Here is a 25,044-nt window from a genome sequence, read left to right as displayed (position 1 = left end):
AGCGGCCGGCAAGAACGGCGTGCTACGCCGCCTCGTCGGTCCCTACCAACCGCGCGGAGCCCTCGGTGATCACGGGCGAGGTGTCGGCTCGTCGCATCGAGCTCGTCAGTTTGCGGAGGAGTCCATGGCGAGGGCTCAGGAGATAGACGAGGAGGAAGAATGTTCCCTGCGTGACGACGACCAGTCCGCCGGAAGCGGCGTCGATCCAGTAACTGAGGTATATCCCGACGACCGCGCATGTCGCTGAGACGGTGGGGGCGATGAGAAGCATCCGGCCGAATCGATCGGTGAGGAGGTACGCCGTTGCCCCAGGGATGATGAGCATGGCGACCACGAGGATGACCCCGACGACCTGTAGCGACACCACTGCGGTGAGGGCGAGCATGCCGAGTAACAGGACCTGAAGACGTCGCGTGGAGATCCCGAGTGCGTGGCAGTGGATCGGATCGAAGGCATAGAGGGTCAGGTCCCGCCGCTTCGCCAGAAGAAGGACCAGCCCCATTGCCGCCAGGCCGCCGATCTGGGCAAGGTCTGCTGTCGAGACACCCAGGATGTTTCCGAAGATGATGTGGTTGAGGTCTGTCTGGCTCGGGGTGACTGAGATGAGGACGAGACCGAGCGCGAACAACGTGCTGAAAACGATCCCGATCGCAGCGTCCTCCTTGACGCGACTGGTCGTCGAGATCGCCCCGATGGCGACGACCGCGAGGATCCCGAACACGAGCGCGCCGACGGCGAACGGGATCCCCATGACGTAAGCGAGCACGACACCGGGCAGGACCGCATGGGAGACGGCATCTCCCATGAGCGACCAGCCCACCAAGACCAGCCAGCACGACAGCACCGCGCACAGAACGGAGGCGATGACGGTGGTCACCAGGGCGCGGACCACGAACTCGTACTGGAGCGGCTCGAGAACGAGATCGAGGAAGGTCAGCTCGGTACTCACATCACACCGTCCAGGTCGTCCAGGTCGTTGCTGGCGCCGAGGTCGCGCGGGTCGAGCCCGAACGTCAGGGCAAGATGATCGGGCCGCACCACTTCATCGACCGGCCCGTGGAGGAGCACACGACGCTTGAGCAACACTGCGTCGTCGGCGAGCTGTCGCACGCCGTGCAGGTCGTGCGTCGAGGTGAAGACCGTCCGCCCGCTGGTGGCCAGCTCGCGCAGCAGCCGCGTGATGGTGGTCTCAGAGCGCTTGTCGACCCCGGCGAATGGCTCGTCGAGCAGCATGATGCGAGCGTCCTGGGCGATGCCCCGCGCGACGAATGCGCGCTTCTTCTGGCCGCCGGAAAGGTGCCCGATCTGTCGGTCGGCGTTGTCGGTGAGCCCTACGCGGGCGAGCGCATCTGCCACAGCGATGTGGTCTGCCCGACGCGGGCGTCGAGTCGAGCCTTGATGGCCATAGCGCCCCATCATCACCACGTCGCGTACGGAGACGGGGAAGTTCCAGTCCACTGCTTCGTGTTGCGGGACGTAGGTGACGAGCCCGCGACGGCGCGCGGCGCCCGGAGTCAAGCCCCCGACCCTGACCCCACCCGAGTCGGGTCGAACGAGGCCCATGATCGCCTTGAACAGAGTCGACTTTCCTGATCCGTTCATCCCGATCAGCGCCGTCACCTTGCCCTCGCCGACCCGTAGGGTTGCGTCGTCGAGGGCGCACACGTCCCCGTAACGAACAACCAGGTGGTCCACTTCGATCGCCGGCATCACTCGGTACCGCCAGTCAATGCCGCGACGATCGTGTCGGCGTCGTGCCGGATCAGATCGAGGTACGTCGGCACCGGCCCGTCGGACTCGGACAGGGAGTCGACGTACAGCGTCCCTCCGAACGATGCATCCGTCGCGCGAACGACCTGTTGCATGGGCTTGTCCGACACCGTCGACTCGCAGAACACCGCCGGCACGTCGTTGGTCTTGACAAACTCGATCGCAGACTTGATCTGCTGCGGAGTGGCCTGCTGCTCAGCGTTGACCGGCCAGATGTACTTCTCCCTCAGCCCAGTGTCTCGGGCAAGGTATGAGAACGCACCCTCGCAGGACACCAGCGCTCGTTCGTTGTCAGGCAAAGACTCCAGCTTCTTGATCATCTCCTGGTGCACCGTCTCAAGCTTCCGCTTGTACGCCTCGCCGTTCGCAGCGAACTCCGCGCTGTACGCAGGCTCCAAATCGGAGAAGGCGGCGACCATGTTGTCGACGTAGATCTGCGCGTTGAGGGCACTCATCCACGCGTGTGGATTGGGCTTGCCCGCGCTGGCGTCCTCGGTGATGTCCACGACTTCAACGCCATCGGAGACCACCACATGCGGAACATCGACCGGCTCGACGAACTGCCCGAACCAGGCCTCCAGATTCAGGCCGTTGTCCAGGACCAGGTCAGCTTCCGACGCCTTGGCAACATCGCGTGGCGTCGGCTCGTAGCCGTGGATCTCCGCACCGACCTTGGTGATCGAATCGACCCGTAGTCGGTCGCCCGCCACGTTCTGTGCGATGTCCTCGAGCACGGTGAAAGTGGTCAACACCACCGGTCGCTCATCACTCGCTTCCCGGTCGTCGACCGCCCTGCACCCAGAACAGAGCGCGACGAGTAGCAAGGCGAGGAACATGCAGCCGGCGGTGCTTGGCCGTCGGCCAGGGTCCGTAGCCCATTGCATGGCGAGACTCCTTCCTTCGGATGACGCCGAAGATCGTTCGAAAGAGCGAACCGGCCTGGTCAAACGCACACTAGACTTATCGTCGATTATAGTCAACGCTACGTTGAGTAAAGGCCGCAGTGAGAGATCGGCGCGACGAGAAAGTTTTCGACACTGTGTTGACTATCACAGACAGTTCGGGCAGTCTCGGTGCCGTGGCGACCTAGACATCCGTCGCCGCCTGGCCGCACTGAAGGAGGCGACTGTGAGTACACAAGCGGAGAACCGCAAGGTAGTTGATGGTTTCTGGGGCGATCTCGAAGGTGGACCGCCGACCGGAGCAGAGCTCGAGAAGTGGAAGAACTGGTTCGCGCACGACGCAGTGTGGGAGATGCCCTTTGCGCCAGAGCCGCTCGCGAAGGCAGTCCCTGGCGGTGCGCTCATCGGCCACTTCGTCGACTGGTTCTTCGAGTCGGTGCCCGATCTGGCCATCGGCTCTCTGGTCGTCCACGACACGACCGATCCCGAACTCTTCATTCTCGAGCTTCACGGCAAGGCGACCGTGAGGCAGAACGGGAACATCTACGCAAACACGTACTGCACGCACATGCGGATTCGAGACGGCAAGGTCATCTTGATGCGCGAGTACTTTGACCCGAACGTCGTCGAGCAAGCATTCGGCACAGAACTCATCGCCGAAGGCATGTCGCAGGTAATGGCCGCCGCGGGCCTGGAGGTATCCCAGTGAAGCTCGTTCCTGAATTTTCCTACACCGCGGAGTTGGCTGCGCCGCAAATCGTCGGGCCCGGGCCGTACGGCCTTCGGCAGGTACTCCCCGTGACAGGCGGAACCGTGACGGGTGATCGCCTCAGCGGCCAGGCGGCGATCGGCGGCGGCGACTGGCTGCTCGCCGGCGACGACGGCTTCGGGCGACTGGACGTGCGCGCGCAGTTCATCACCAATGACGGCGCCGTCATCTACATGAGCTACGAGGGGTTGGTAGAGGTCACCGAAGCGGCCCAAGCCGCCCTGACCGGGGGCGAGTCGAGCACCAACTTCGGCGATCACTATTTCGTCACCACGCCTCGGCTCGAGTGCGGCGACCCCAGGTACAGCTGGGTCAACCAGACGATCTTCGTTGGCCAGGGCCGCATCACACCAGGCCCGGTGATCGAGTTCCAGGTCTTCCGCGTAGCCCTTCAGTAGCAAGGGCGCCGGACACAGCAGGTGGGCCGCACATTCGCACGCAAGGTGCAATGTGCGGCCCACTCGATTTCTGGGGTCACCGCCAAATCGTAAAATCGACAGTCCGTTGACTTTAATCCACTGTGAGTCTAGTCTCATTTCATCCGAGCCAGACCTCACCCACTCGCCCACAGCGAGCGAAGCGAAAGGGGGCCACCATGGCCACCACATCCGATGTCGACCAGATCCAGCCGTCGACAACCCGCGACGGAGAGAGCTACGTCTCCCACCGCGACGACGTGCACTTCACCATGACCGGCGACTTCATGACCGGCGTGGACTTCTGGACCCACGCGACCGGCGAGACCACCCAAGGCCAGCTGATCGTCATCGAGACGAACTGGGTACGCGGGACCGAGCCCGTCTGGCACATCCACCACCGCGAGGAGGAGGGCTTCTTCGTGATGAGCGGCGAGATCAAGATCCACACCGAAGAAGGCTCCTACAACGCCGGCGCCGGACAGTTCGTCTGGGGCCGCAAGGACCAGCGACACACCTACGAGGTCGTCGGCGAGGAAGCCCGAATCCTCGTGGTCTTCGTCCCCGGCCCCAACAGCAACGGCTTCGAACCCGGCGGCGGCATCGACAAGTACTTCTACGAAGCCCGCAACCGAGAACTACGCACCCCCGAACAACTCACAGCCGAGGTCGAGAACCTCAAGACCAACTACGGACTCGAGATGTTCCCCGAGATCCCCCACCCCCGAGACCTGTAGATCAAAACGCTCAACACCATCTCGCCACCTCGCATCTTGGAGATCTCTGTGACTACCACCGGTGTTCAATTCGAAACAGTTCCACACTGGATCGACGGCGCTCCCGCAGACTCGGCTGCCGCGGAACAAGCCGAGATCCGTGACCCAGCAACAGGCCATGCAGTTCGTACCGTCGGACTGGGAGGCGCTGATCTCGTCGACCAGGCGGTCGCTAGCGCACGAAGCGCAGCGCAGGCCTGGGCATCGACTCCGACCCCTGCCCGAGCCACGATTCTCCTCGCCTTTCGCAGCCTCCTGCTGGAACACAGCGAGGAGCTCGCCTCGATAATCACCGCGGAACAAGGAAAGACACTGGCTGATGCGAGAGGCGAAGTGGCTCGTTCCATCGAGGCCGTCGAGGTTGCGGCGTCTGCGGTTCAGCAGCTGAAGGGTGAATACGCGGAGCAGGTCGCCAATGGTGTCGACACATACTCCTTCCGCCAACCACTCGGAGTATGCGCTGGCATCACCCCGTTCAACTTCCCCGTCATGGTGCCGGTGTCGATGTTTGTAGCCGCGATCGCCTGCGGCAATTCGTTCGTGCTCAAGCCAAGCGAGAAGGTGCCATCAGCTTCCGTGCGGATGGCCGAGCTGCTAGCTGAAGCCGGCCTCCCAGGCGGCGTCTTCAACGTCGTGCACGGGGGCATCGCGGCAGTAAACGCTCTGATCGACCACCCTGACGTGGCCGCCGTGTCGTTCGTTGGTTCCACCCCCGTCGCGCGGGAGATCTATCGCCGCTCAGCCGAAGCCGGCAAGAAGGTGCAGGCCTTGGGCGGAGCCAACAATCACTTGGTCGTGATGCCCGACGCCGACCTGGACGCGGCGGCGGATGCGTTGGTATCGGCGGCATTCGGAGCTGCGGGTCAACGATGCATGGCTGTGCCCGTGGCGGTCGTGGTTGGGGATGTTGCCGACCAGGTGGTTGCGAAGACAGCACAACGAGCCGAAGCGTTCACTACGGGGCCTGGCGACGCGGAGGGTTCCGACATGGGCCCGCTCATCTCACAGGCCGCACTCGAACGAGTCCACCGCGCACTCGACACAGCCGGCGGCCAGGGCGGAACGGTCGTCGTAGACGGTCGAGCAATTGATTCCCGTGGGGCGGGATACTTCGTTGGGCCGAGTCTCGTCGACCACGTCCAGCCCGACAGCGATCTCTACCAGGACGAGATCTTCGGCCCAGTCCTCAGCGTGGTCCGCGTCGACGATCTCGATGAGGCTCTTCGAGTTGTCAACGCCAGTCCATACGGAAATGGCGCGTCGATCTTCACCTCGAGTGGCGCGGCGAGCCGCCACTTCGCACACCATGTGCAGGCTGGAAGCGTCGGCATCAACGTTCCGATTCCAGTGCCGATCTCGTGGTTCGGCTTCGGCGGGTGGGGAGATTCGCGCTTAGGCGACGACGGACTGAACTACGACGCCTACCGCTTCTACACCAGGTCCAAGGTGGTCACTCAGCGCTGGACAGAACCCAGCAAGGGCGTCACGCCGAACTTTGTCGCCGCCGGGAATCAGTGACAATGCCCGATCAGACACCTGGCTCCGAGAGCAGCGCCCCGGATCAGTTTCCACGGCTTGATCACGTAGGCGTAATGGTTCGCAACCTGGAGGCCGCCGCGGAGCAGTGGCAGCGAAGATTCAGACTTTCAGTCTCTTCCACGTTCGAAGCTCCCGCACTCAACATTCGGGCATCTTTCTTCACCTTGGCCTCTGCGACCATCGAGCTTTTCACTATCGATGAGCCAACGGCGCTGTCGAATGCACTCGGGCACGAACCGGCGAAGATCGACCATATCGCTCTCAGGTTCAACAAGTCACTGGGCGAGGTCGATCTAAGGGGGTGCACCATTCGCGGACCTGGCCGGCCAGACCGGATCGATGGGCCGTTCCAGATTGCCGGCTCGGACCATGTATGGACCGAACCTCCAGGGATCGACGTTCTTCTACAGATCATCACCCCGGGAACCACCCATCTTGATGGGGATAGCAAACGCAGTTGAAGTCTCGATATCGAAATGCACGGAAGGAAACACAATGGGACGAATGGACGGAAAGGTTGCCCTGGTCACCGGGGCGGGACGTGGAATGGGGCGGGCGCACGCAGTGCGGCTTGCCGAGGAAGGAGCAGATATTCTCGCCCTCGACTGCCCGCCTGACACCGGGCTTCCCTACCCCACTGCAACGACTGAGGATCTCCAGATCACAGTCAAGGAGGTCGAGTCATTCGGCCGTCGGATCATTGCGCACGAGGGTGATGTCCGAAAGCAGTCCTCGCTCGACAAGCTCGTCGCTGAAGGCGTGAAAGCATTTGGCGGTCTGGACGTGGCCGTCGCAAACGCCGGGATCTGGACGGTTCAGCCGTTCGCCGACATTTCCGAGGACGAGTTCTCGGCCGTCCTCGACGTCAACATCACCGGTGTCTGGCGAACGCTGAAGGCTGTCACTCCCGCGATGAAGGAGCGGGGTGGTGGTTCGATCGTGGTCACATCCTCCGGAAACGGCGTGGAGGGATCGCCGCACTACGCGCACTACGTGGCCTCGAAGCATGGCGTCATCGGGGTCGCGAAGAGCGCCGCACTCGAGTTCGGACAGTATGGGATCAGGGTGAACATCCTGCTTCCCGGTCCGACCGACACCCCTGCGCTCGACTGGCAGGGCGGGTACGACCTGTGTTCAGGCAAGGGCCCCGGTCAGGGCGTGAAGGCAGATCTCGAAGGCGCCAAGTACTGGTCGGTCCTGCGTGACGTTGGACTGCTCCCCCCGCGCGCCATGAGCGAAGCCGTCCTCTGGCTGGCGTCCGACGAGTCCCGTTGGACGACCGGGCTCGAGATGCTGGTCGATGGCGGCCACATGCTCATGCCCGGACTGAACATGGCAAAGATGGCCGCTGACCAACAGCAGTAGCAAGGTCAAGGCAAACATCCGACGATCGCGGCGAACCAGATTCTTAGCGGAATCCGGTTCGTCGCGATCGGCCTATTTGTCGTGGCGGTCGGCCACGTGAGCACGATCCCTATGCTGGCCATACGCAGATGGTCACCTGTGACGGATCGCCAATCGCAGCGAACCGGACCCCCTTACGGAACTCGGTTCGCTGCGATCGAACTATCTGCGCTGGCAGTACCGCATCAAGCCTTTGTCGATCCACCCCGATATTCGAGACCAAATACACTTCTCAACCACACGGTCGTAGTCGTCTCGACTATCTCGTCCACAGGAATAGCGTTGGCGCTACGCATGGTCATCAGACCAAGATTTCTCTCGCCCATCCACATCAGCGCCGCCGCCAAGGCACGAGCCGGTGGACCGTCGAGGGCGACGCCAGCAGAGCGGTCCCGTTCGATAGCTGCGGCGGCGGCGTCGATGAATCGGCCCAGAATTCGATCCCACTGCGCCTGCAGCGCCGGCTCCGCCGCTGCGGCGTCACCAACCTCGCGAAGCACGTGACCGTGCCTCTCCCACACATCGACGACTTCAGAGACGGCATGCTCTATCGCAGCCTCTGGTGAGATCCCCTCCGGTCGATCGAAAATCATCGACGACGCATTGAAAACGTCATCAGTTACGCTCGACAAAAGCGCCGAGAGCACCTGCCACTTGGACTCGAAATAGAAGTAGAACGACGACCGCGAGAGACCCGCGCCCTTCGCGAGGCGATCAATGGAGATCGTCCGCATCGACTCGTTGCGCAACGTCTCATAGGCACACTGAAGGATCGCCTGCTCCCGCATGTCTCCCTTGAGATTCCGCCTGCCAGCTCGAGGCTCGGCGCCACTGAGACCGTTGGAATATGAAGCCACCATGTCTCTATCGTAGACCAGGGCGAAGGCGCACACACATTGGGATTCTTACTCCCAATTCCAGAAACGTCCGACGCCGCGTGACGTCAAATGTCCCCGGCATGGCGCTATTGCCCCTTGTCGTGCATCGAAGACCGCGTCCGAGCCCGCTTGCCCGCGCATCAGTCAACTGCCTTGACCACGACTTTCCCGCGGAACTCTCCTGCGATACTGCGGTTCAACGTGAGTCGTGCGTTTTCCAGCCCGTCAACCACCGTGTCCTCGCCACGCAGGGCACCCGCAGACAGATACTGGGCCAGCTCCGCGATAATCTCGCCGTATCGATCCACATGATCGAAAACGATGAACCCGCGGAGGGTGGCTCGCTGCATCAGAAGTTGGCTGACGTTGCGAAGGCCATGCTGCTGATTCTCGCCGCCGTAGGCATTGTATTCCGAGATCAGGCCGCACAGCGTGATTCGGGCCCCGATGTTCAGGCGATCGAGCACGTGGTCCATGATCTCGCCCCCCACGTTCTCGAAATCCACATCGATGCCGTCAGGCGTAGCAAGGTCGAGCTGAGCCTTCCAGTCGTCAGCACGCCGATCGACGCACGCATCAAAGCCCAACTGCTCCACCACGTATCGGCACTTCTCGGCACCTCCGGCGAGCCCGACGACCCGTGCGCCTCGTCGTTTCGCGAGCTGACCCGCGATGGATCCAACGGCTCCGGCTGCGGCCGACACGAAGAAGGTCTCCCCTGGCTTGGGATCCCCGAACTCGACCCCGAGGTAGGCCGAGATTCCGGTGTGCCCCAGAACTCCGACGAAGGCAGGAAGAGGAGCCGGCAACGGATCGGGAAGGAGCGTGAACGGCATGTCCTCGTGCGCAGCATCAGCCACGCAGTAGTCCTGCCAACCCGTCAGGCCGACGACATGGGCGCCGACAGGAAGGTCCTCACGCATGCTGGCAACGACCTGCCCCACACCCGCCCCCCGCATGACTGCGTTCAGCTCTACCGGAGGAATGTAAGAGCGCATCTCACTCATCCACACCCGATTTGTGGGATCTACCGATAGGTAGTGCGTGCGGATCAGGGCCTGCCCTTCCGAAATCTGCGGGACTGGCTCTTCGGTCCACTCCAGATTCTCGGCCGTCACTTCGCCGGTTGGTCGGCTGCGCAACCGATAGAGCCGATTGGTAAGCATGCTCATCGCGTCTCCTCAAAAGACATATGGAAAGTCAAGCAGAACCAGAATAAACGTCGAGTTGGTTATAGTCAACGCTCTGTCGGTTCTGGTTGCTCGTCCCCGTCTCAGGTCGACCGGCGAGCGCCTATCGGAGCAGGTCGGACAACTTCTCCGCGAAAGTGAGGATGGCGCGCTCGCCCTGTTCAAGCACGCCGGCAAGGAGAAAGAAGCTATGAGGCATCCCGGCGAACTCCTGGTGCTCAGATCCGATGCCAAACTTCTCCAGCTCGGCTGAGTACTGCCGAGCATCATCGGCGACCGGGTCGATCTCCGAGCTGAGAACGAAAGCAGGAGGAGCCCCCGCGAGGCTCGGCCTCATCAACGGCGATGCAGCAGCAGACTGTCGCGTTTCCACGTCCGGAAAGTACTGATCGACGCACCATGCGAGGACTCTGCGCGACAACAACGGCGCGTGCTCGTGTCGTGCGACAGAGTCGTTGGCAAGTGTCACGTCGAGCACCGGACAAAGAAGACCTTGCGCCCGCACAGATGCTCCGGTCGCTCGATCTTGAACGCCTACTGCCGCCGATGCCGCGAGCATGGCGCCCGCCGAGTCACCGGCGACCGCCAGTGCGTCTGGTCGTATGTTCAGCTCGGCAGCATGATCCGACACCCAGCAGAACGAGTCCGTCGCGTCGTCGTGAGCCCGCGGAAAAACGTTCTCCGGCGCCAGCCTGAAATCGACAGAGACCAGGCTGAACCCGCCTCGTACGCTCAGTTCCCGGCACAGCACGTCATGGGTTTCAAGGCTGCCTCTGACGAATCCACCGCCGTGAAAGTAGACGACGCCGGGCAGGCTTCCGACTGCCCCCTTGGGACGATAGATGCGAGCCCCGAGCGACCTTCCCGGCAAGTCCATCACGAAGTCCCTCACGTCGCAGTGCGAGTTCGGAACTCCCCCTAGCGCGACGAGCTTCTCGCCGGCCGCCCGGTAATCCGCAATGGGTACGTCCCAGGGTTGTGCAGGTGGGACCTTGGACAGGGACGCAAGCAGGTCGCTGACCTGAGGATCGAGAGTTGCCATTACTGGGCCGCGCGATCCACTGGGCAAGGGTTCACTTCCAGCAACACAGTCATTCTTCCTGTTCCGTCGTCATGTCGCCCGGCGTCATGTCTGGTCACGGACACTCAGGCTGGTCATCTTCGGAGCTACCACTGTGCACGGTGCGTTGGTAGTCGTCAACAGTACGTCGACTCGAACTTTGACTTTCGCGAATCGACGGTCCGTTGACTATCTCCGACTGTGAGTCTAGTCTCAGAATCGTACGAGGCAGACCTCACCCACTCGCCCACAGCGAGCGAAGCGAAAGGGGGCCACCATGGCCACCACATCCGATGTCGACCAGATCCAGCCGTCGACAACCCGCGACGGAGAGAGCTACGTCTCCCACCGCGACGACGTGCACTTCACCATGACCGGCGACTTCATGACCGGCGTGGACTTCTGGACCCACGCCACCGGCGAGACCACCCAAGGCCAGCTGATCGTCATCGAGACGAACTGGGTACGCGGGACCGAGCCCGTCTGGCACATCCACCACCGCGAGGAGGAGGGCTTCTTCGTGATGAGCGGCGAGATCAAGATCCACACCGAAGAAGGCTCCTACAACGCCGGCGCCGGACAGTTCGTCTGGGGCCGCAAGGACCAGCGACACACCTACGAGGTCGTCGGCGAGGAAGCCCGAATCCTCGTGGTCTTCGTCCCCGGCCCCAACAGCAACGGCTTCGAACCCGGCGGCGGCATCGACAAGTACTTCTACGAAGCCCGCAACCGAGAACTACGCACCCCCGAACAACTCACAGCCGAGGTCGAGAACCTCAAGACCAACTACGGACTCGAGATGTTCCCCGAGATCCCCCACCCCCGAGACCTGTAGATCCAGGCATTCGGAATTGAGCGGGTAGACGATCCACAGCCGTGGCAGCGGCCGTGATGCTCGTGGAACTGCCGACCGAGGTAGTCACGACAAAAGATGATCCAATGAGGCTGCAGGACACGTCATTGCGTCGTCCGGCTCACGTACTGTTCGAGGCGTTCCTATATTCGAGGCCGAATACAGTCCGGAGCCACACGGTCGTAACCGTCTCCACTATGTCTTCCATGGGAATCGCGTTCGCGCTACGCATGGTCATCAAACCAAGATTTCTCTCGCCCATCCACATAAGCGCCGCCGCCAGAGCACGAGCTGGCGGCCCATCAAGTGCCACGCCCGTAGCACGGTCCCGCTCGATAGCGACGGCGGCGGCGTCTATGAACCGACCCAGGATTCGGTCCCACTGCGCCTGCAGCGCCGGTTCCGCCGCAGCGGCATCGCCGACTTCACGAAGTACGTGACCATGGCGCCCCCACACCGCCACTACCTCAGATACTGCATGCTCTATCGCGGCCTCCGGCGAAATCCCTTCCGGCCGATCAAAGATCATCGACGATGCATTGAAGACATCGTTAGTCACACTCGAAAGAAGGGCAGAAAGAACCTGCCATTTGGACTCGAAATAGAAGTAGAACGACGATCGAGACAAACCAGCGCCCTTGGCAAGCCGATCAATCGAGACCGTCCGCATCGAATCGTTGCGCAAGGTCTCGTAGGCGCACTGAAGGATCGCTTGCTCTCGCATGTCGCCCTTGAGATTCCGCCTGCCGGCCCGAGGTTCCGAGCCACTCAGACCGTTGGAGAACGAGACTGCCATGGGCTCCATGGTAGACCCGCCACGTTCCGAGCCTCTCGCGCCGCGCCACGACCACTCGGGGACCTCCGATTGCTCGAGTTGGCTGAGCCCCGACCCCTTGGCGTTGAGACTGAGCAGTACTGACACCGCTCAGATCAGGCGCCACCCAGATCATGAGAGGAACCCGTCATGTCTTCAAATCTAGCCAACAACCTCATCGAAACTGCTCGTGCCCTCGGCGATAGGCCGGCAATCAGGCTCGACGGCACCACGCTGGACTATTCCGACCTCAGGCGCGCCGCCGCGGCCGTGGCGGGCGACCTGCAAGTTCGCGGAATCCGAGCCGGTGATCGCGTAGGTATCGTGATGCCGAACGTCCCCGCGTTTCCGATCCTGTTCTACGGGGTACTGATGGCGGGGGCCATCGCAGTCCCGATGAATCCCTTGCTGAAGTCCCGCGAGATCACGTACTACATTGACGACTCGGGCATGTCTCTCATCTATGGCTCTCACGCGGTAGGGGTTGTGGTATCGGAGGCCGCAGATGATGCCGGAATTCCAGCGCTCATCGTTGCCGACCTGGGCCCGACCGAACTGGACCTGCTCGGAAATCCGGTCAAGGAACCAGTTACGCGGGGCGCGGATGACACTGCTGTGCTGCTCTATACGTCTGGCACGACAGGAAGTCCTAAGGGGGCAGAACTCACTCACGCCAACATGGTGACCAATGCTTCCACCACCGTGGACACGCTCATTCAGACGTCTCCCAGTGACGTCATCCTGGGATGTTTGCCGCTTTTCCATGTGTTCGGTCTGACTTGCGGACTGAACGCCGCGGTGAAATCGGGAGCTCTCCTGACTCTGATTCCCAGGTTCGACGCGGACGCGGCTCTGCGCGTGCTCGAGCGGGATGCGGTAACGGTTCTTGAGGGCGTCCCAACCATGTACTCCGCGCTCTTGAACTCTCCCAATTCGAGTTCGGCAGACCTTTCGAGGCTACGCTGCTGCATCGTTGGAGGCGCCCCGATGCCGGTCGAAGTGTTGAGATCCTTCGAGGAAGAGTTTGGCTGCGACGTATACGAAGGGTATGGGCTGTCAGAGACCGCTCCCATTGCTTGCTTCAACCAGCCAGGAAGTCCGCGAAAGGCTGGAACGATCGGCACCCCGGTGCGTGGTTGCGAACTTCGACTGGTCGACGATAACGGAAACGAACTGAACGACCCAGAGTCGCCCGGAGAGATCCAGATCAAGGGCGAGAACGTGATGAAGGGATACTGGGGCCGCCCGACGGCGACCGAGGAGTCCATTGTGGATGGCTGGTTCAGTACGGGAGACATTGCGCGGCGAGACCGTGACGGCTACTACAGCATCGTCGACCGGAAGAAGGACGTCATCATTCGGGGCGGATACAACGTATATCCACGCGAGGTGGAAGAGGTGTTGTACGAGCATCCTGCCGTCGCCGAGGCCGCCGTGATTGGGATCAAGGACGATCACCTCGGGGAACAGGTCGGAGCGGCGGTGGCACTCAAGCGCGGAACTCAGGCCGAGTCTGCTGACCTGGTCAGGTTTGTGCGAGAACGTCTGGCGGACTACAAGTACCCCCGACAGATCTGGTTTGTCCCCAGCTTGCCCAAAGGCCCGACAGGCAAGATCCTGCGAAGGAGCGTCGAACCCCCGACCGGCGGCTAGGCCTCGCAGGCCACACGAAGGCAGGGCCGGGTTATATCACCATTGGGGTGGGGCTTGGACGAGGCACGGCGGCATCGGCGGCGGGGTGGGCGTTGCCGTCGGGTCATGGTGTGGGAGTACCGCCGATGGGCTGTAGGTCGGCGGGCGAGCCGTCCTCGCCGGTGTCGCCGGTGTCGTGTTCTTGCTCGAGGGCGACTCCGTTCGACCATGCGTACGTCGTGAGGAGCGCGGTCACAGGCCACACCAGGGTCATCACCAGCTGCGGAACACCGGAGACGACTCCGAAGGGAGCCGGAGACACGATGAACACCAGCGTCGCGATCACCCCACCCAGCAACGAGACGAGCGCGAGCGACACGGCCAGCGCCAGGAGCACCGTGAGAATCTGGCGCCGCACGAGACGCCAGCTGCGGCGCAGAGCGGCCCACCCCGCCAGGCCCTCGAGCTGCACCACGGGCAGTGCCAGCGACCATGCCACGAACAGCGTCAATGCGACCGGTGACAGAAGGCCGGTCACGAGCAGTGGCCCCACGATGGCCACCCACACGACGAGCGTGACCAGCAGCGCCGGCACCCGGGCGCGGGTCGTCTGCACGAGGGAGCTGAGCGTCACTGGTCGACCTGCATCGAGGTCGACCACGGCTTGCGCGGATGCGACCTGGGCCCAGGCCAGCGCGAGCACCAGGCCGAGAAGCACCGCACCGGACGGGACGGACCACCACCAGGGCGCCCCCGCCGGCGCCACCGCGGTGAGGACCGAGGATGTGACCGACGCTGCCGCTGCCGGTGCCGCGACCAGCAGGAACACACGCCAGTGTTCACGCAGCATCCGCAAAGCCGCCGCGGCGACCTGCCCGGGATGCCTTCGGGCGATGAGGGGCAGCGGGTGGGCTTCGGCCCAGCCGGAGCGGCGTACGACCCACCCGAGGGCGAAGAGGATGGCAACGAGGAACAGCAAGGTTGGGCCGGGGTCGGCGGAGAACCGGCGAAATAGGTCCGATCCTGAGGAGACGAGCGAGCAGAAGTAGGTCCCAGCCTTGCTTCCGGCCACCTCAGCGCCCGGCAGGGAGAAGCTGTGCTCGCGTGCCTTGCTCGACCACACGAACGGTTTCGTCCACGCCTGCTTCATGTTCGGACCGGTCGGGCCCTCGTAGAACCGTTGCGGGCCGACCTCTCCCCAATGCCCGCGATACGTCGTCCATGGGTACGCCTCCGCGGCCGCCTCTGGGGCGCTGGGGATGGTGCGCACCTCGGGCTGAACCTCGTCATGCGGGCCGATGGTGGTGTCACAGCCGAAGCCCTCGGTGGATGACCGACCGAGGTAGAGGCCTTCGGAGAACTGGCTGGCGTGCGAACCGGCCGAGACGTAGACGATGGGATGGGTGTCGCCTTCGAGCTGGAGCTTCTTGTCATCCCAGGAAGCGCGTTCGGCGCCGTAGTGCTGAGAGTAGAAGACGAGGTCAGGATCGGCCTCGAGCGCGGCTTCGGCGTCTCCGACGGGGAACTCGATCTGGATCCGTTCCCAGTCGCTCTCGTGCTTGTTGTTGTAGTCGTTGAACGGATAGTAGGAGAAGTACTGCAGAGCCAGCCGGTCCTCGACGCCGGGCTGGGTGGTCACGTGGGCGTAGATGGTGGGGGTCGGGTTCTTCCCCCATACAGCGTCCGCCCACTTCTCGTAGGTGCAACCGGGCTTGAGGGGGTCGCCGGGCTGGTCGATCGCGTACCCCTCCAAGCCCTGCGCGAGCTCGTCGACGCTCGGGCCGACGGTGACGAGGTCGCGTCCGGTCCACGGCCCGCGTAGGGCGATGGACCTCTCGTCGAACAGTGCGTCGACGTCGCTGGGGACGTACGGCTCGCCAGGGCCGCAGGCCTCGCTCTGTTCGACCAGCATCATCACGGGCGCGTACTTGTGAGCGAGCTCTTCCTCGACCGGCAGCGCCTGGCGAGCGCCGCCGACCTCGGTCAGGCCCGCATCAGTGCTCTCGGCGTCTTCGGGGAGCCCTTCGGTGGCGGCCGTCGCCTCAGCACCAACGCATGCGAGGCCGGCGAACAGACCAGCCAGAACGAGCGCGAGCAACCGGTACAGCCCACGCTGCGTACGCGCCCGAACCGTCGCCGCATACCCCGCTGCGGACCGTCGCGTGGTCAAGTCTTCTCGCCGCTGCATCCCGTGCCCCTGCCATTCCCCGGTCAACCCGACATGATCGTGGCGAGCGGCAAGGGCTGGCCACCTGTTGAGCTGGCCGGGTCGATCCTCGACAGTGCCCACGGCCGGTTTCACGCTACCAGTCACCTCAGTGAGTTTCGCCCTGACAAGGCGCAGCGCTTGGACCGAAACGCCGATGTGCTCGGCGATCTGGGCCAAGGTCAGGACCGGCCGGTCGTAGCAGCGATCAAGGTGATGGTGGCGTCACTGTTCATGCCCATCAGGTGCAACCCCGACCAGAGCGAATCGAGATGTGCCGTACGCTCCGGACTCTAAGGCCACCAAATGGCCACAGGCCATGTTCGGATCCTATTGCTAGGACTCGAACATGGCCTGTGATCAGGTGTTTCGGTGGAGGTGAGGGGACTCGAACCCCTGACCCTCTGCATGCCATGCAGATGCGCTACCAGCTGCGCCACACCCCCGTGGCGTTGTCCCGGTGATCAGCCCGGGCAACGAGAAGAACATTAGCGGAATGCTCTCGCGATCACGAAATCGGGGTCCCCATTCCGTACGTCGCGAGTCGCCAGGGCGCCGACGGGATGAGTCCGTGGGCGGACTCCCGGGCGGTGAGCTCGATCCAGGCGCAGTTCGTCAGCGGGGCGAGGGTGGTGACGACGGACGGGTCCCAGCCGAGGAAGGCGGCAAGGCCCTGCCGGATGGCACCGCCGTGAGCGACGACCACGACGGTCTCGCCGGGCGCGACGGTCTCGGCGACGTCGTGGAGCGCGCCGCTGAACCGTGCCGCGACCATGGGCCAGGACTCCCCGCCGTAGGGCTCCCAGCTGGCCGGCATCTCACCGAAGCGCTCGTAGATCTCGGCGCGGTTCATCCCCTCGGCCTCCCCCGCGCAGACCTCCCGCAGCCGCGGGTCGTACGCAGCCTCCAGGCCGGTCTCCTCGGCGACGTACGCAGCGGTTTGCCGTGCCCGCATCAGGTCCGAGGAGACGAGGCGGGTGACGGCGAAGGTCGTCCCGAGCGCGCGAGCGGCGGCCTTGGCCTGCTGGTGGCCGGTCTCGGCCAGCTCGATGTCGGTCTGGCCCTGGTAGCGGCCGTCGGCGTTCCAGCCGGTGACTCCGTGGCGGAGCAGGACGATTCGGCGAATCTCGACAGGCTCGACCACCGGACCTCAGCCCTCGGAGACGACGTCGGCGGGCAGCGAGATCGAGGGGCAGTCACGCCAGAGCCGCTCGAGGGCGTAGAACTGGCGCTCCTCCTCGTGCTGGACGTGCACGACGATCTCGCCGTAGTCGAGCAGCACCCAGCGTCCCTCCTTGTGCCCCTCGCGGCGCAGCGGCTTGGAGCCGAGGTCACGCAGCTTGAGCTCGACCTCGTCGACGATCGACTGCACCTGCCGCTCGTTGGGGGCGGAGGCCAGCACGAAGGCGTCGGTGATGGCCAGCTGGTCGCTGACGTCGAAGGCCAGGATGTGGCCGGCCTTCTTGTCCGAGGCCGCCCGGGCGGCGGTGATGGTGAGCTCGATGGCGTGCTCGGTCGCGGTCATACGCGGTCCTTATTTCGGAGAGTCTTGGATTGAGGGGCCCTGGTTTCCTTGGGCCGGTAGAGGTCGTGCTTGCCGATGTACTGCACCACGCCGTCGGGGACGAGATACCAGACCGGCTCGCCACGGTGACGCCGCTCGCGGCAGTCGGAGGAGGAGATCGCCAGAGCCGGGATCTCGAGCATGGTGATGCGGTCGGAGGGGATCTTCGCGATGACCTCGGGATCCATGGCGTAGCCCGGGCGCGTGCACCCCACGAACTGGGCGAGCTCGAAGAGCTCGTCGGTGTCGCGCCAGGTGAAGATCTCGGCGAGCGCGTCGGCCCCGGTGATGAAGTAGAGATCGGAGTCCGGCAGCGCCTTGGCGAGGTCGCGCAGCGTGTCGATGGTGTAGGTCCGGCCGGCCCGGTCGATGTCGACCCTGCTCACGGTGAAGCGCGGGTTGGCGGCGGTCGCGATGACCGTCATCAGGTAGCGGTGCTCGGCCGGCGACACGTCGCGGTCGGCCTTCTGCCACGGGTCGCCGGTCGGTACGAAGACGACCTCGTCGAGGTCGAAGAACGACTGCACCTCGGAGGCCGCCACCAGGTGGCCGTGGTGGATGGGATCGAAGGTGCCACCCATCACCCCGACACGGCGCTTGCCGGTCAGGCCCTCCAGACCTGGCTCGGGCGCTCCCCCGCTGCCCATCGAATCAGCGCTCAGGAGTGCTCACGGCCGCCGGCGAACCAGACCAGGACCAGGAGCGCGAAGATCAGGATCGCCAGCGCGCCGCCGCCGATGACCCACTCGATGCCAGAGGTGCCGTGCTCGGCCCCGTGCTCAGCGGAGGTGATGATGCTCGACACAACAGAGTTCGACATGGCGCACAGATTACCTTGTGGCAGCTGCCGCTAGCGCACGTGCCCGTCCCCGGTGACGACATACTTCGTCGAGGTCATCTCGGGCAGCCCCATCGGGCCCCTGGCGTGCAGCTTCTGGGTCGAGATCCCGATCTCCGCGCCGAAGCCGAACTCGCCGCCGTCTGTGAACCGGGTCGAGGCGTTGACCATGACCGCCGCGGAGTCGACGGCGGCGGTGAAGCGCCGAGCCGCGCCCAGGTCCTCGGTCAGGATCGCCTCGGTGTGACCGCTCGACCAACGCCGGATGTGGGCGATGGCGGCGTCGAGGTCAGGTACGACCGCGGCGCTGATCTTCAGCGCCAGAAACTCGGCCGCGTAGTCCTCGTCGGTGGCCGGCTCGACCAGATCGTAGGCCTGGAAGGCCTCGTCGCCGTGGATCTGCACCCCACGCTCCTGCAGGGCGGGGACGATCATCGGCAGGAACTCCTTGGCGATGTCGGCGTGCACGAGCAGCGACTCGGCGGAGTTGCACACGCTGGTGCGCTGGGTCTTGGAGTTGACCACGATCCTGACCGCCTTCTCGAGGTCGGCGGCCTTGTCGACGTAGACGTGTACGTTGCCCACCCCGGTCTCGATGACCGGCACCGTCGACTCCTCGACGACGCTGCGGATCAGCCCGGCGCCACCGCGCGGGATGAGCACGTCGACCAGGCCGCGGGCCCGCATCAGCGCCTTGACCGAGTCGTGGCCCTCACCGGGCACGACCTGGATCACGTCGGCAGGGAGGCTGACGGAGGCGACGGCGTCGCGGAGCACGGCGGCGATCGCCACGTTGCTGGACGCGATGTTGGAGGAGCCGCGCAGGAGCGCCGCGTTGCCGGACTTCAGGCAGATCCCGGCTGCGTCGACGGTCACGTTGGGGCGAGCCTCGTAGATCATCCCGACGACGCCGAACGGCACCCGCACCTGGCGCAGCTCGAGGCCGTTGGCGAGGGTGCTGCCGCGTACGACGTCTCCGACGGGGTCGGGAAGGGCGGCGAGCTCGCGGAGGGCGCCGGCGATGCCGTCGAGACGCTCCGGGGTCAGGGTGAGGCGGTCGATGATGTTGGCGGGGCTGCCCGAGGCCTGGGCGCGGGCGACGTCGGCCGCGTTGGCCTCCAGCACCTCGTCGGATCGCTTCAGGAGGGCGTCGGCCATCGCGTGCAGCGCCGCGTCCTTCACGCTGCGCGGCGCGACCGCGAGCTCGTAGCTCGCCTCTCGTGCCTTCGCCGCCACCTCACGGATCACTGCCTCTGCGCTCATGCCAGAAGCCTATGCGTTCCGGCGTACGCAGCCACCACCCTTTCGCCGTGCGGACCGCACGGCCGGGATCAGTCCTCGCCCAGGCCCAGCAGCACGCCGAGACCGCCGAGCGGGTCGAACGGGCTCTCGGACGGCTCAGGCGTCGCCATCGGCTCGCCACTCCCCGATCCGGAGGCCGAGGGCCGGGCCTTGCGCGGCGCCTTCACCGGCGTCGGGTCGGCGGGCCCGCCCGTCGGTCGCGTCGACGGCGACTCGCGCCGGTCCTGCTTCGCCGGTGCGGACGACGAGGTGCTCGCCTCCGGCTCGGACTCGGTCATCGCCGGGTAGTCCATCGGCGGCTCATAGGACTTCCGCACGAACGCGATCCCCGATGTCGCCCCCGCGAACAGCGCCGACAGCACGAGCGCCGAGATCCAGGGCGTCCAGCCACGCCACCAAGCTCCGGCGGGGCCCCGAGCCCCGTCGAACTCACTCACTCCCACAACCATCCCCCAGGTTGCGCCGGCACCGTCCGGCGCGCTCCGATCCTAGCGGCGATCGGAGCCTTCCGGGGCTGTGTGGACATCCCCGGATCGAGCGATCTCGAGCAGGAGGTCGTGCGCCCGGGCAGCCACCGGATTGGCGGTACGCCGCGCACCGAGCTCGACCAGCGCGACCAGGTCCGCGGAGCGGGCCAGATCGAGGGCCTCCGCGGCACTGCCACCGCGCACCGCGACGTAGCCCTCGAGAACCCCAGAGACGTACGCCGCCTCCCGGTCGAACCGCAGCAGGTTGCCCAGGTCGGCGAACGGCGAGCCGGCATGGGCGAACTCCCAGTCCAGCACCGCGCGCACGCGCAGTGTCTCCGGGTCCACGATGAGGTTCTTGGGGTTGAGGTCGCTGTGCACGAGGCTCACCCTGGGGACCGTGTCGAGCAGGTCCTGGGCGTCGGCGCCCACGTCCCTCAGACCCTCCAGATCGGCCGGTGACCAGTCGAGACGGTCGGCGTACGACTCGACCCAGTCGGTCAGGTCCAGCGCGAACGCCTCGACCCGCAGGTCCTTGTCGGCGAAGGTCCCGGCGGTCAGGAACGGCATTCCGGCCAGGGTGCCCGCCAGCTCGCCGAGACAATGCCCGAGCCTGGCCTGTTGGGCCTCGTCGAGGTCGGGCAGCAGCAGGTCACCGCGTACGCCCTCGACGAACTCGGTCACCAGCAGCGCGGGCATGCCCGTGGCCGGGTCGGCGCGGCGTACCTCGAGGACGTCCGGGACCGGGACGAGGCCCCGCACCAGACGGTGCAGGGCCTCGTGGATCTCCGCGGCCTGCGGATGGTGGCGCGGGTCGGCGAAGACCCGCACGACCGACCTCTCCCCACCAGCCTCTGCCAGGAACGTCTCTCCCGACCAGCCGCCGTCGAGCGGCCGGAGGCCCCCACCGAGTTCACCGAAGCTCACCCGGCGAGGTTAGCGCGCCCAGCGTCAGGCGCAGGGACGGGTCTTCGGCTCCAGGTAGACCCGGTGCGTGGCCCGCGGGCTGTCCCACATCTTGTTGAACCGAGCGGTGTAGGCGGTGTAGTAGCTCTTCGAGGTGAACCGGAAGGTGACCTCGTCGTTGCTGAACGACGGCGGCGACCAGTTCTCCGAGCCGGTCCAGACGCTGTAGGTGCCCCTGTCCGCGAAGCGGCCGTTGACGCTCATCCACTTGTAGTGCGAGTAGCAGCGCGAGCCGTAGACGATGTTGTCGCCGCTGGTCGACTTCTTCTGGCCCCAGTCCCAGGCGGCGTCGCGCGCCGGGATGCCGACCGCCCTCAGCTTGCGGTAGACCGCGTTGTTGGTGACCGAGCCGATCACCCGGACCACGCAGCCGCGCTTCTTCAGCCGGACGACCTCGTCGGCGATGCGCTCGCCGCGGCGGCCGTACCAGGCGTACATGTGGATCCGCAGGATCGTCTTGCCCTTGGTGCCGTAGCCGCTCGGCGCGCTGCAACCGATCAGCCGCAGCCGGTCGATCACCCGGTCACCGGTGCCGCGGGCGTAGATCTCGTCGCTGGTCGTGCCCGTACGCTGACGCTGGAAGCCGACCGAGGTGCCGCCACCGGACCACGACACGTAGCGCGGCGTGGCCTTCCTGTCGGCCTTGAGCTCGTTGAACATCCGCAGCCAGGTCGACCACAGGCTGTCGTTGGCGTAGATCGTCTGGGCGTCGTTCCACTGCGAGCCGGCAGCTCCGCCACCGAGGTTGCCGGAGCTGTTGATGATGATGTTGCGCCTGTCGCCGACCTGGGTGAACGAGTGGATCTTGATGTGCAGGTTGCCCGTGTCATATCCACGGCAGGCGCCGGCGCAGCCGTAGATGAAGCTCGGCCGGGAGCGCCTGGTGCCAAGGCGGTCGGCCAGCCTCCGCTCACCGCTGCTCCACATCTTCCGATTGACCAGGATCTGCACGTGGACACCACGCTTGTGTGCGGCGATGAGCTGATCGACGGTGTCGGCGCGGTCCAGGTTGTAGGTGACGAACCGGATGTAGGAACCCGCGCGCGCGTAGCGGACGCTGTTGTTGATCCGGTGGACGATGTAGTTGCGCTGCGCCGAGTCACCGGTCGGGTTGTTGAAGAACGGCCCCGCCGGGGGCGACCAGGTCGCCGCGGTCGCCGGTGTCGAAACCACGGACATCGTCGCCATGACCAGGGCAGCAACGCAGCCAGCCACAGCCGAAGCGATCGATATCTTCCGGGTCGTCCTCGACCTCAGCGCATTCACCCACATGCGGCCGGACTATACCCAGCGACGTATGTGCCGCAACGACAATTCCCAGAACAAGATGCCAAACCGAAAGAAACCCGCCTCCGAGCCGTGCTCGGAGGCGGGTTTTCGGGACGAACATCACACGTTGATTCAGCCCGGCCGCCTTCGGCGGCGGGACTTCCTCGCTCGGCGCGAGCGCACGAGCAAGCTCGGCCCTCGGCCTCGCTCGTCAGCCCTTAGCGGCCTTCACAGCCTCGGTGACGGCAGGGAGAACGGTGTGCAGATCGCCCACCACACCGAAGTCGACGAGCTCGAAGATCGGTGCCTCCTCGTCCTTGTTGACCGCGACGATGGTCTTCGAGGTCTGCATACCGGCACGGTGCTGGATCGCACCGGAGATCCCGTTGGCCACGTAGAGCTGCGGGGAGACGGTCTTACCGGTCTGGCCGACCTGGAAGGTGTGCGGCATCCAGCCCGAGTCGACCGCGGCACGCGAGGCACCGACAGCGGCACCGAGCGCGTCGGCGAGACCCTCGACGGCGGAGAAGTCGCCGCCGGTGCCACGACCACCGGAGACCACGATCGCGGCCTCGGTGAGCTCGGGACGGCCTGACGCCTTACGCGGCTGGGAGGCCACGATCTGGGCGGTCTTGGCGGCATCCGAGATGGTGACCTCGAACGGGGTGACCGCGGCGGCGCCGGCCTTCTCGACCGGAGCGGCCGAGTTGGGCTTGACCGTGATGATCGGGGTGCCCTTGGTGACCTTGCCCTTGACCGTGAAGTTTCCGGCGAAGACGGACTGGGTCGCCACACCGGACTCGTCGAGGTCGACCGCGTCGGTGATCAGACCGGAGTCGAGCTTGATCGCCAGACGGGCGGCGACCTCCTTGTTCTCCGCGGAGGAGGGCAGCAGGATCGCGGCCGGGGAGGCGGTGCCGGCCAGCTGCGCGAGCGCCTCGGCCTTCGGGGCCACCAGGTAGCCCTTGATCTGGGCGTCGTCGATGACGTAGACCTTCTCGGCGCCGTAGCCCTTCACGGCCTCCGCGGCACCAGCGGCGCCGTCGGCGCCACCGATGAAGACAGCGGAGGGCTCGCCGAGCTTGGCTGCCAGGGTGAGCAGCTCGTAGGTCGGCTTCTTGACCTGACCACCAACGTGGTCGATGAGAACGAGAACTTCAGCCATGATTCAGAATCCTTCCCGGCCTCAGATGAACTTCTTGGACGCGAGGAACTCGGCCAGCGCCTTGGCGCCCGAGCCGTCCTCGTCGGTGACGATCTCACCAGCGGTACGCGGCGGACGGGCCGCCGTCTCCTCGACCGCGGTGTAAGCAGCACCGAGGCCGACCTGGCCGGCGTCGACACCGAGGTCGGCCAGCGACCACGTCTCCAGCGGCTTCTTCTTGGCCGCCATGATGCCCTTGAACGACGGGTAACGGGCCTCGCCGGACTGGTCGGTGACCGAGAGGACCAGCGGCAGCGTGCCGCCGATGACCTCGGTGGCCACGTCGCCGTCACGCTTGATCCGGATCTGGTCGCCCTGGGTCTCGACGACCGAGGCCAGGGTCACCTGCGGCAGGCCGAGGCGCTCGGCCAGCATCGCCGGGACGACGCTCATGCCGGCGTCGGTCGAGGCCAGTCCGCCGACCACGAGGTCGACCGGACCGAGCTTCTCGATCGCCTTGGCGAGAACCAGCGAGGTGGCGATGGAGTCCGAGCCGGCGATGGCGTCGTCGACGACGTGGACGCCCTTGTCGGCGCCCATCTGCAGCGCCTTGCGCACAGCGGCCTCGGCAGCCTGCGGACCAACGGTCAGCGCGGTGACGGTGATCTCCTCACCCTCACGCTTCTCCTTGATCTGCAACGACTGCTCGACGGCGTACTCATCGAGCTCGGAGAGCAGACCGTCGACGTTCACGCGATCGACGGTGAAGTCGTCCTCGAACTGCCGGTCCGCGGTCGCGTCCGGCACGTACTTCACAAGCACAACAATGTTCATGATGGTGCGGCCTTGCCGGCCCCTCCTGGAATGGTCGTAGTTCGCCAGCGATGTTACCCGTCAGTCACATACGGATGACAGGTGCCTACGCGTTGAGAATGTCACATGGGCTCAGGGCCGGATCACACCGGCCACGATGCGGCCGACGATCAGCCACGCCAGCGCACCGATGCCCCAGTTGAAGAGCGCGTTCTTGATCTCGGCGTCCTCACCGCTGAACTGCTTGATGCCGTTCTCCCGCGAGAACAGGCCGAGATCGGCGATGTCGGCGAGGTTGAGGATGAACGCCACGAGGGTGTTGTCCTGGTTCGCCTTGAGCGCGATCAGCAGCGCACCGATCGCCAGCGCCAGCGCGGCGAGCAGCGCGATCGCCCAAACCACCCTGGACGCGTAGGACCGGATGGTGTGGACCATGCCCGGGCCGGTGGACGTCTTGGTGTCGGACACGAGA

General features: G+C 65.0%; 27 protein-coding genes and 1 tRNA gene. 8 read left to right on the top strand and 20 right to left on the bottom strand.

What is annotated here, in order from left to right:
- Positions 1 to 22: 22 nt before the first annotated feature.
- From AB0F44_RS03730 to AB0F44_RS03720, 3 genes are read right to left on the bottom strand one after another with little or no spacing between them, the layout of a single operon-like run.
- Entirely contained in the window at positions 23 to 949 is a 927-nt protein-coding gene (locus AB0F44_RS03730) for a metal ABC transporter permease (RefSeq protein WP_357352795.1), read from the bottom strand.
- Positions 946 to 1,710, bottom strand: a complete 765-nt coding sequence (locus AB0F44_RS03725; RefSeq protein ID WP_357352793.1) for a metal ABC transporter ATP-binding protein — start codon at positions 1,708 to 1,710, stop codon at positions 946 to 948. Before AB0F44_RS03725 ends, AB0F44_RS03730 begins: the two co-directional genes overlap by 4 nt.
- Complete coding sequence (locus tag AB0F44_RS03720; protein ID WP_357352791.1) at positions 1,710 to 2,606, bottom strand: metal ABC transporter substrate-binding protein; 897 nt, start codon at positions 2,604 to 2,606, stop codon at positions 1,710 to 1,712. The genes AB0F44_RS03725 and AB0F44_RS03720 overlap by 1 nt, the downstream gene beginning before the upstream one ends.
- Before the next feature lie 292 nt (positions 2,607 to 2,898).
- Here AB0F44_RS03720 and AB0F44_RS03715 point away from each other — a divergent pair, with 292 nt between their 5' ends.
- The 6 genes from AB0F44_RS03715 to AB0F44_RS03690 all read left to right on the top strand — a co-directional run bounded on the left by AB0F44_RS03715 (position 2,899) and on the right by AB0F44_RS03690 (position 7,537).
- Positions 2,899 to 3,381, top strand: coding sequence for a nuclear transport factor 2 family protein (locus AB0F44_RS03715; RefSeq protein WP_357352789.1), 483 nt, complete (start codon positions 2,899 to 2,901; stop codon positions 3,379 to 3,381).
- Entirely contained in the window at positions 3,378 to 3,839 is a 462-nt protein-coding gene (locus AB0F44_RS03710; RefSeq protein WP_357352787.1) for a DUF3237 domain-containing protein, read from the top strand. Before AB0F44_RS03715 ends, AB0F44_RS03710 begins: the two co-directional genes overlap by 4 nt.
- A 197-nt stretch (positions 3,840 to 4,036) precedes the next feature.
- Positions 4,037 to 4,594 (top strand): cupin domain-containing protein, encoded by a 558-nt coding sequence (locus tag AB0F44_RS03705; protein WP_357352773.1) that lies wholly within the window; start codon positions 4,037 to 4,039, stop codon positions 4,592 to 4,594.
- Positions 4,595 to 4,642: 48 nt separating this feature from the next.
- Positions 4,643 to 6,151, top strand: a complete 1,509-nt coding sequence (locus tag AB0F44_RS03700; RefSeq protein WP_357352785.1) for a CoA-acylating methylmalonate-semialdehyde dehydrogenase — start codon at positions 4,643 to 4,645, stop codon at positions 6,149 to 6,151.
- Between the two features lie 2 nt (positions 6,152 to 6,153).
- Positions 6,154 to 6,633, top strand: coding sequence for a VOC family protein (locus AB0F44_RS03695; RefSeq protein WP_357352783.1), 480 nt, complete (start codon positions 6,154 to 6,156; stop codon positions 6,631 to 6,633).
- A 43-nt stretch (positions 6,634 to 6,676) separates the two neighbouring features.
- Positions 6,677 to 7,537: a mycofactocin-coupled SDR family oxidoreductase gene (locus AB0F44_RS03690; protein WP_357352781.1), complete on the top strand. Its 861-nt coding sequence runs from the start codon at positions 6,677 to 6,679 to the stop codon at positions 7,535 to 7,537.
- A 224-nt stretch (positions 7,538 to 7,761) separates the two neighbouring features.
- Here the strand turns inward: AB0F44_RS03690 and AB0F44_RS03685 are convergent, their stop codons facing one another.
- From AB0F44_RS03685 to AB0F44_RS03675, 3 genes are all read right to left on the bottom strand, one after another.
- Positions 7,762 to 8,364, bottom strand: a complete 603-nt coding sequence (locus AB0F44_RS03685) for a TetR/AcrR family transcriptional regulator (protein WP_357352779.1) — start codon at positions 8,362 to 8,364, stop codon at positions 7,762 to 7,764.
- A gap of 230 nt (positions 8,365 to 8,594) precedes the next feature.
- On the bottom strand, positions 8,595 to 9,626 hold the full coding sequence (locus tag AB0F44_RS03680; RefSeq protein WP_357352777.1) for an NADP-dependent oxidoreductase: 1,032 nt from the start codon (positions 9,624 to 9,626) through the stop codon (positions 8,595 to 8,597).
- Between the two features lie 121 nt (positions 9,627 to 9,747).
- The gene (locus AB0F44_RS03675) at positions 9,748 to 10,686 is read right to left on the bottom strand and encodes an alpha/beta hydrolase (protein ID WP_357352775.1); all 939 of its coding nucleotides are present in this window, start codon (positions 10,684 to 10,686) and stop codon (positions 9,748 to 9,750) included.
- Between the two features lie 295 nt (positions 10,687 to 10,981).
- On the opposite strand from AB0F44_RS03675, the gene AB0F44_RS03670 reads away from it, so the two are divergent.
- On the top strand, positions 10,982 to 11,539 hold the full coding sequence (locus AB0F44_RS03670; RefSeq protein WP_357352773.1) for a cupin domain-containing protein: 558 nt from the start codon (positions 10,982 to 10,984) through the stop codon (positions 11,537 to 11,539).
- A 139-nt stretch (positions 11,540 to 11,678) separates the two neighbouring features.
- Here the strand turns inward: AB0F44_RS03670 and AB0F44_RS03665 are convergent, their stop codons facing one another.
- Complete coding sequence (locus tag AB0F44_RS03665) at positions 11,679 to 12,353, bottom strand: TetR/AcrR family transcriptional regulator (protein ID WP_357352771.1); 675 nt, start codon at positions 12,351 to 12,353, stop codon at positions 11,679 to 11,681.
- 168 nt (positions 12,354 to 12,521) lie between these two features.
- Between AB0F44_RS03665 and AB0F44_RS03660 the strand changes: the two genes are divergently transcribed.
- The gene (locus AB0F44_RS03660; protein ID WP_357352769.1) at positions 12,522 to 14,024 is read left to right on the top strand and encodes a long-chain fatty acid--CoA ligase; all 1,503 of its coding nucleotides are present in this window, start codon (positions 12,522 to 12,524) and stop codon (positions 14,022 to 14,024) included.
- 103 nt (positions 14,025 to 14,127) lie between these two features.
- On the opposite strand, the gene AB0F44_RS03655 is transcribed toward AB0F44_RS03660, so the two are convergent.
- The 13 genes from AB0F44_RS03655 to AB0F44_RS03595 form a co-directional block, all read right to left on the bottom strand.
- Positions 14,128 to 16,173 carry a hypothetical protein gene (locus AB0F44_RS03655; RefSeq protein WP_357352767.1) on the bottom strand — a complete coding sequence of 682 codons (2,046 nt, stop codon included), beginning with the start codon at positions 16,171 to 16,173 and terminating at the stop codon, positions 14,128 to 14,130.
- A 409-nt stretch (positions 16,174 to 16,582) separates the two neighbouring features.
- Positions 16,583 to 16,655 (bottom strand) — tRNA-Ala (locus AB0F44_RS03650).
- Positions 16,656 to 16,717: 62 nt separating this feature from the next.
- A complete protein-coding gene (locus AB0F44_RS03645) occupies positions 16,718 to 17,353 on the bottom strand; it encodes a histidine phosphatase family protein (RefSeq protein WP_357352765.1) in 636 nt (211 codons plus the stop codon).
- 6 nt (positions 17,354 to 17,359) lie between these two features.
- Entirely contained in the window at positions 17,360 to 17,734 is a 375-nt protein-coding gene (gene rsfS, locus AB0F44_RS03640; RefSeq protein ID WP_357352763.1) for a ribosome silencing factor, read from the bottom strand.
- Positions 17,731 to 18,420: a nicotinate-nucleotide adenylyltransferase gene (gene nadD / locus AB0F44_RS03635; protein WP_357352761.1), complete on the bottom strand. Its 690-nt coding sequence runs from the start codon at positions 18,418 to 18,420 to the stop codon at positions 17,731 to 17,733. The genes rsfS and nadD overlap by 4 nt, the downstream gene beginning before the upstream one ends.
- Positions 18,421 to 18,431: 11 nt before the next feature.
- The gene (locus tag AB0F44_RS03630) at positions 18,432 to 18,593 is read right to left on the bottom strand and encodes a hypothetical protein (RefSeq protein WP_350659739.1); all 162 of its coding nucleotides are present in this window, start codon (positions 18,591 to 18,593) and stop codon (positions 18,432 to 18,434) included.
- Between the two features lie 30 nt (positions 18,594 to 18,623).
- On the bottom strand, positions 18,624 to 19,874 hold the full coding sequence (locus AB0F44_RS03625; protein WP_357352759.1) for a glutamate-5-semialdehyde dehydrogenase: 1,251 nt from the start codon (positions 19,872 to 19,874) through the stop codon (positions 18,624 to 18,626).
- 68 nt (positions 19,875 to 19,942) lie between these two features.
- A complete protein-coding gene (locus AB0F44_RS03620; protein WP_357352757.1) occupies positions 19,943 to 20,350 on the bottom strand; it encodes a hypothetical protein in 408 nt (135 codons plus the stop codon).
- A gap of 51 nt (positions 20,351 to 20,401) precedes the next feature.
- The gene (locus AB0F44_RS03615) at positions 20,402 to 21,307 is read right to left on the bottom strand and encodes a phosphotransferase (RefSeq protein ID WP_357352755.1); all 906 of its coding nucleotides are present in this window, start codon (positions 21,305 to 21,307) and stop codon (positions 20,402 to 20,404) included.
- Positions 21,308 to 21,331: 24 nt separating this feature from the next.
- Positions 21,332 to 22,519, bottom strand: coding sequence for a phospholipase D-like domain-containing protein (locus AB0F44_RS03610; RefSeq protein WP_357352752.1), 1,188 nt, complete (start codon positions 22,517 to 22,519; stop codon positions 21,332 to 21,334).
- Between the two features lie 307 nt (positions 22,520 to 22,826).
- A complete protein-coding gene (locus AB0F44_RS03605) occupies positions 22,827 to 23,780 on the bottom strand; it encodes an electron transfer flavoprotein subunit alpha/FixB family protein (protein ID WP_357352750.1) in 954 nt (317 codons plus the stop codon).
- 21 nt (positions 23,781 to 23,801) lie between these two features.
- Positions 23,802 to 24,593: an electron transfer flavoprotein subunit beta/FixA family protein gene (locus tag AB0F44_RS03600; RefSeq protein WP_350659733.1), complete on the bottom strand. Its 792-nt coding sequence runs from the start codon at positions 24,591 to 24,593 to the stop codon at positions 23,802 to 23,804.
- A gap of 111 nt (positions 24,594 to 24,704) precedes the next feature.
- Positions 24,705 to 25,040, bottom strand: a complete 336-nt coding sequence (locus AB0F44_RS03595; RefSeq protein WP_357352748.1) for a hypothetical protein — start codon at positions 25,038 to 25,040, stop codon at positions 24,705 to 24,707.
- Positions 25,041 to 25,044 lie beyond the last annotated feature (4 nt).

This window comes from Nocardioides sp. NPDC023903 (genome assembly GCF_040639295.1).
Taxonomy (GTDB): domain Bacteria; phylum Actinomycetota; class Actinomycetes; order Propionibacteriales; family Nocardioidaceae; genus Nocardioides.
The sequence above is the reverse complement of the archived record's forward strand: the minus strand, read 5'-3'. Positions and strand labels throughout refer to the sequence as shown.

Bases quoted from the DNA above. Each gene is read 5' to 3' on its own strand.
- AB0F44_RS03725 (WP_357352793.1), bottom strand. From the start codon at position 1,710: ATGCCGGCGATCGAAGTGGACCACCTGGTTGTTCGTTACGGGGACGTG.
- AB0F44_RS03720 (WP_357352791.1), bottom strand. From the start codon at position 2,606: ATGTTCCTCGCCTTGCTACTCGTCGCGCTCTGTTCTGGGTGCAGGGCG.
- AB0F44_RS03705 (WP_357352773.1), top strand. From the start codon at position 4,037: ATGGCCACCACATCCGATGTCGACCAGATCCAGCCGTCGACAACCCGC.
- AB0F44_RS03695 (WP_357352783.1), top strand. From the start codon at position 6,154: ATGCCCGATCAGACACCTGGCTCCGAGAGCAGCGCCCCGGATCAGTTT.
- AB0F44_RS03690 (WP_357352781.1), top strand. From the start codon at position 6,677: ATGGACGGAAAGGTTGCCCTGGTCACCGGGGCGGGACGTGGAATGGGG.
- AB0F44_RS03685 (WP_357352779.1), bottom strand. From the start codon at position 8,364: ATGCGGGAGCAGGCGATCCTTCAGTGTGCCTATGAGACGTTGCGCAAC.
- AB0F44_RS03680 (WP_357352777.1), bottom strand. From the start codon at position 9,626: ATGAGCATGCTTACCAATCGGCTCTATCGGTTGCGCAGCCGACCAACC.
- AB0F44_RS03675 (WP_357352775.1), bottom strand. From the start codon at position 10,686: ATGGCAACTCTCGATCCTCAGGTCAGCGACCTGCTTGCGTCCCTGTCC.
- AB0F44_RS03670 (WP_357352773.1), top strand. From the start codon at position 10,982: ATGGCCACCACATCCGATGTCGACCAGATCCAGCCGTCGACAACCCGC.
- AB0F44_RS03665 (WP_357352771.1), bottom strand. From the start codon at position 12,353: ATGGCAGTCTCGTTCTCCAACGGTCTGAGTGGCTCGGAACCTCGGGCC.
- AB0F44_RS03660 (WP_357352769.1), top strand. From the start codon at position 12,522: ATGTCTTCAAATCTAGCCAACAACCTCATCGAAACTGCTCGTGCCCTC.
- rsfS (WP_357352763.1), bottom strand. From the start codon at position 17,734: ATGACCGCGACCGAGCACGCCATCGAGCTCACCATCACCGCCGCCCGG.
- nadD (WP_357352761.1), bottom strand. From the start codon at position 18,420: ATGGGCAGCGGGGGAGCGCCCGAGCCAGGTCTGGAGGGCCTGACCGGC.
- AB0F44_RS03630 (WP_350659739.1), bottom strand. From the start codon at position 18,593: ATGTCGAACTCTGTTGTGTCGAGCATCATCACCTCCGCTGAGCACGGG.
- AB0F44_RS03625 (WP_357352759.1), bottom strand. From the start codon at position 19,874: ATGAGCGCAGAGGCAGTGATCCGTGAGGTGGCGGCGAAGGCACGAGAG.
- AB0F44_RS03605 (WP_357352750.1), bottom strand. From the start codon at position 23,780: ATGGCTGAAGTTCTCGTTCTCATCGACCACGTTGGTGGTCAGGTCAAG.
- AB0F44_RS03600 (WP_350659733.1), bottom strand. From the start codon at position 24,593: ATGAACATTGTTGTGCTTGTGAAGTACGTGCCGGACGCGACCGCGGAC.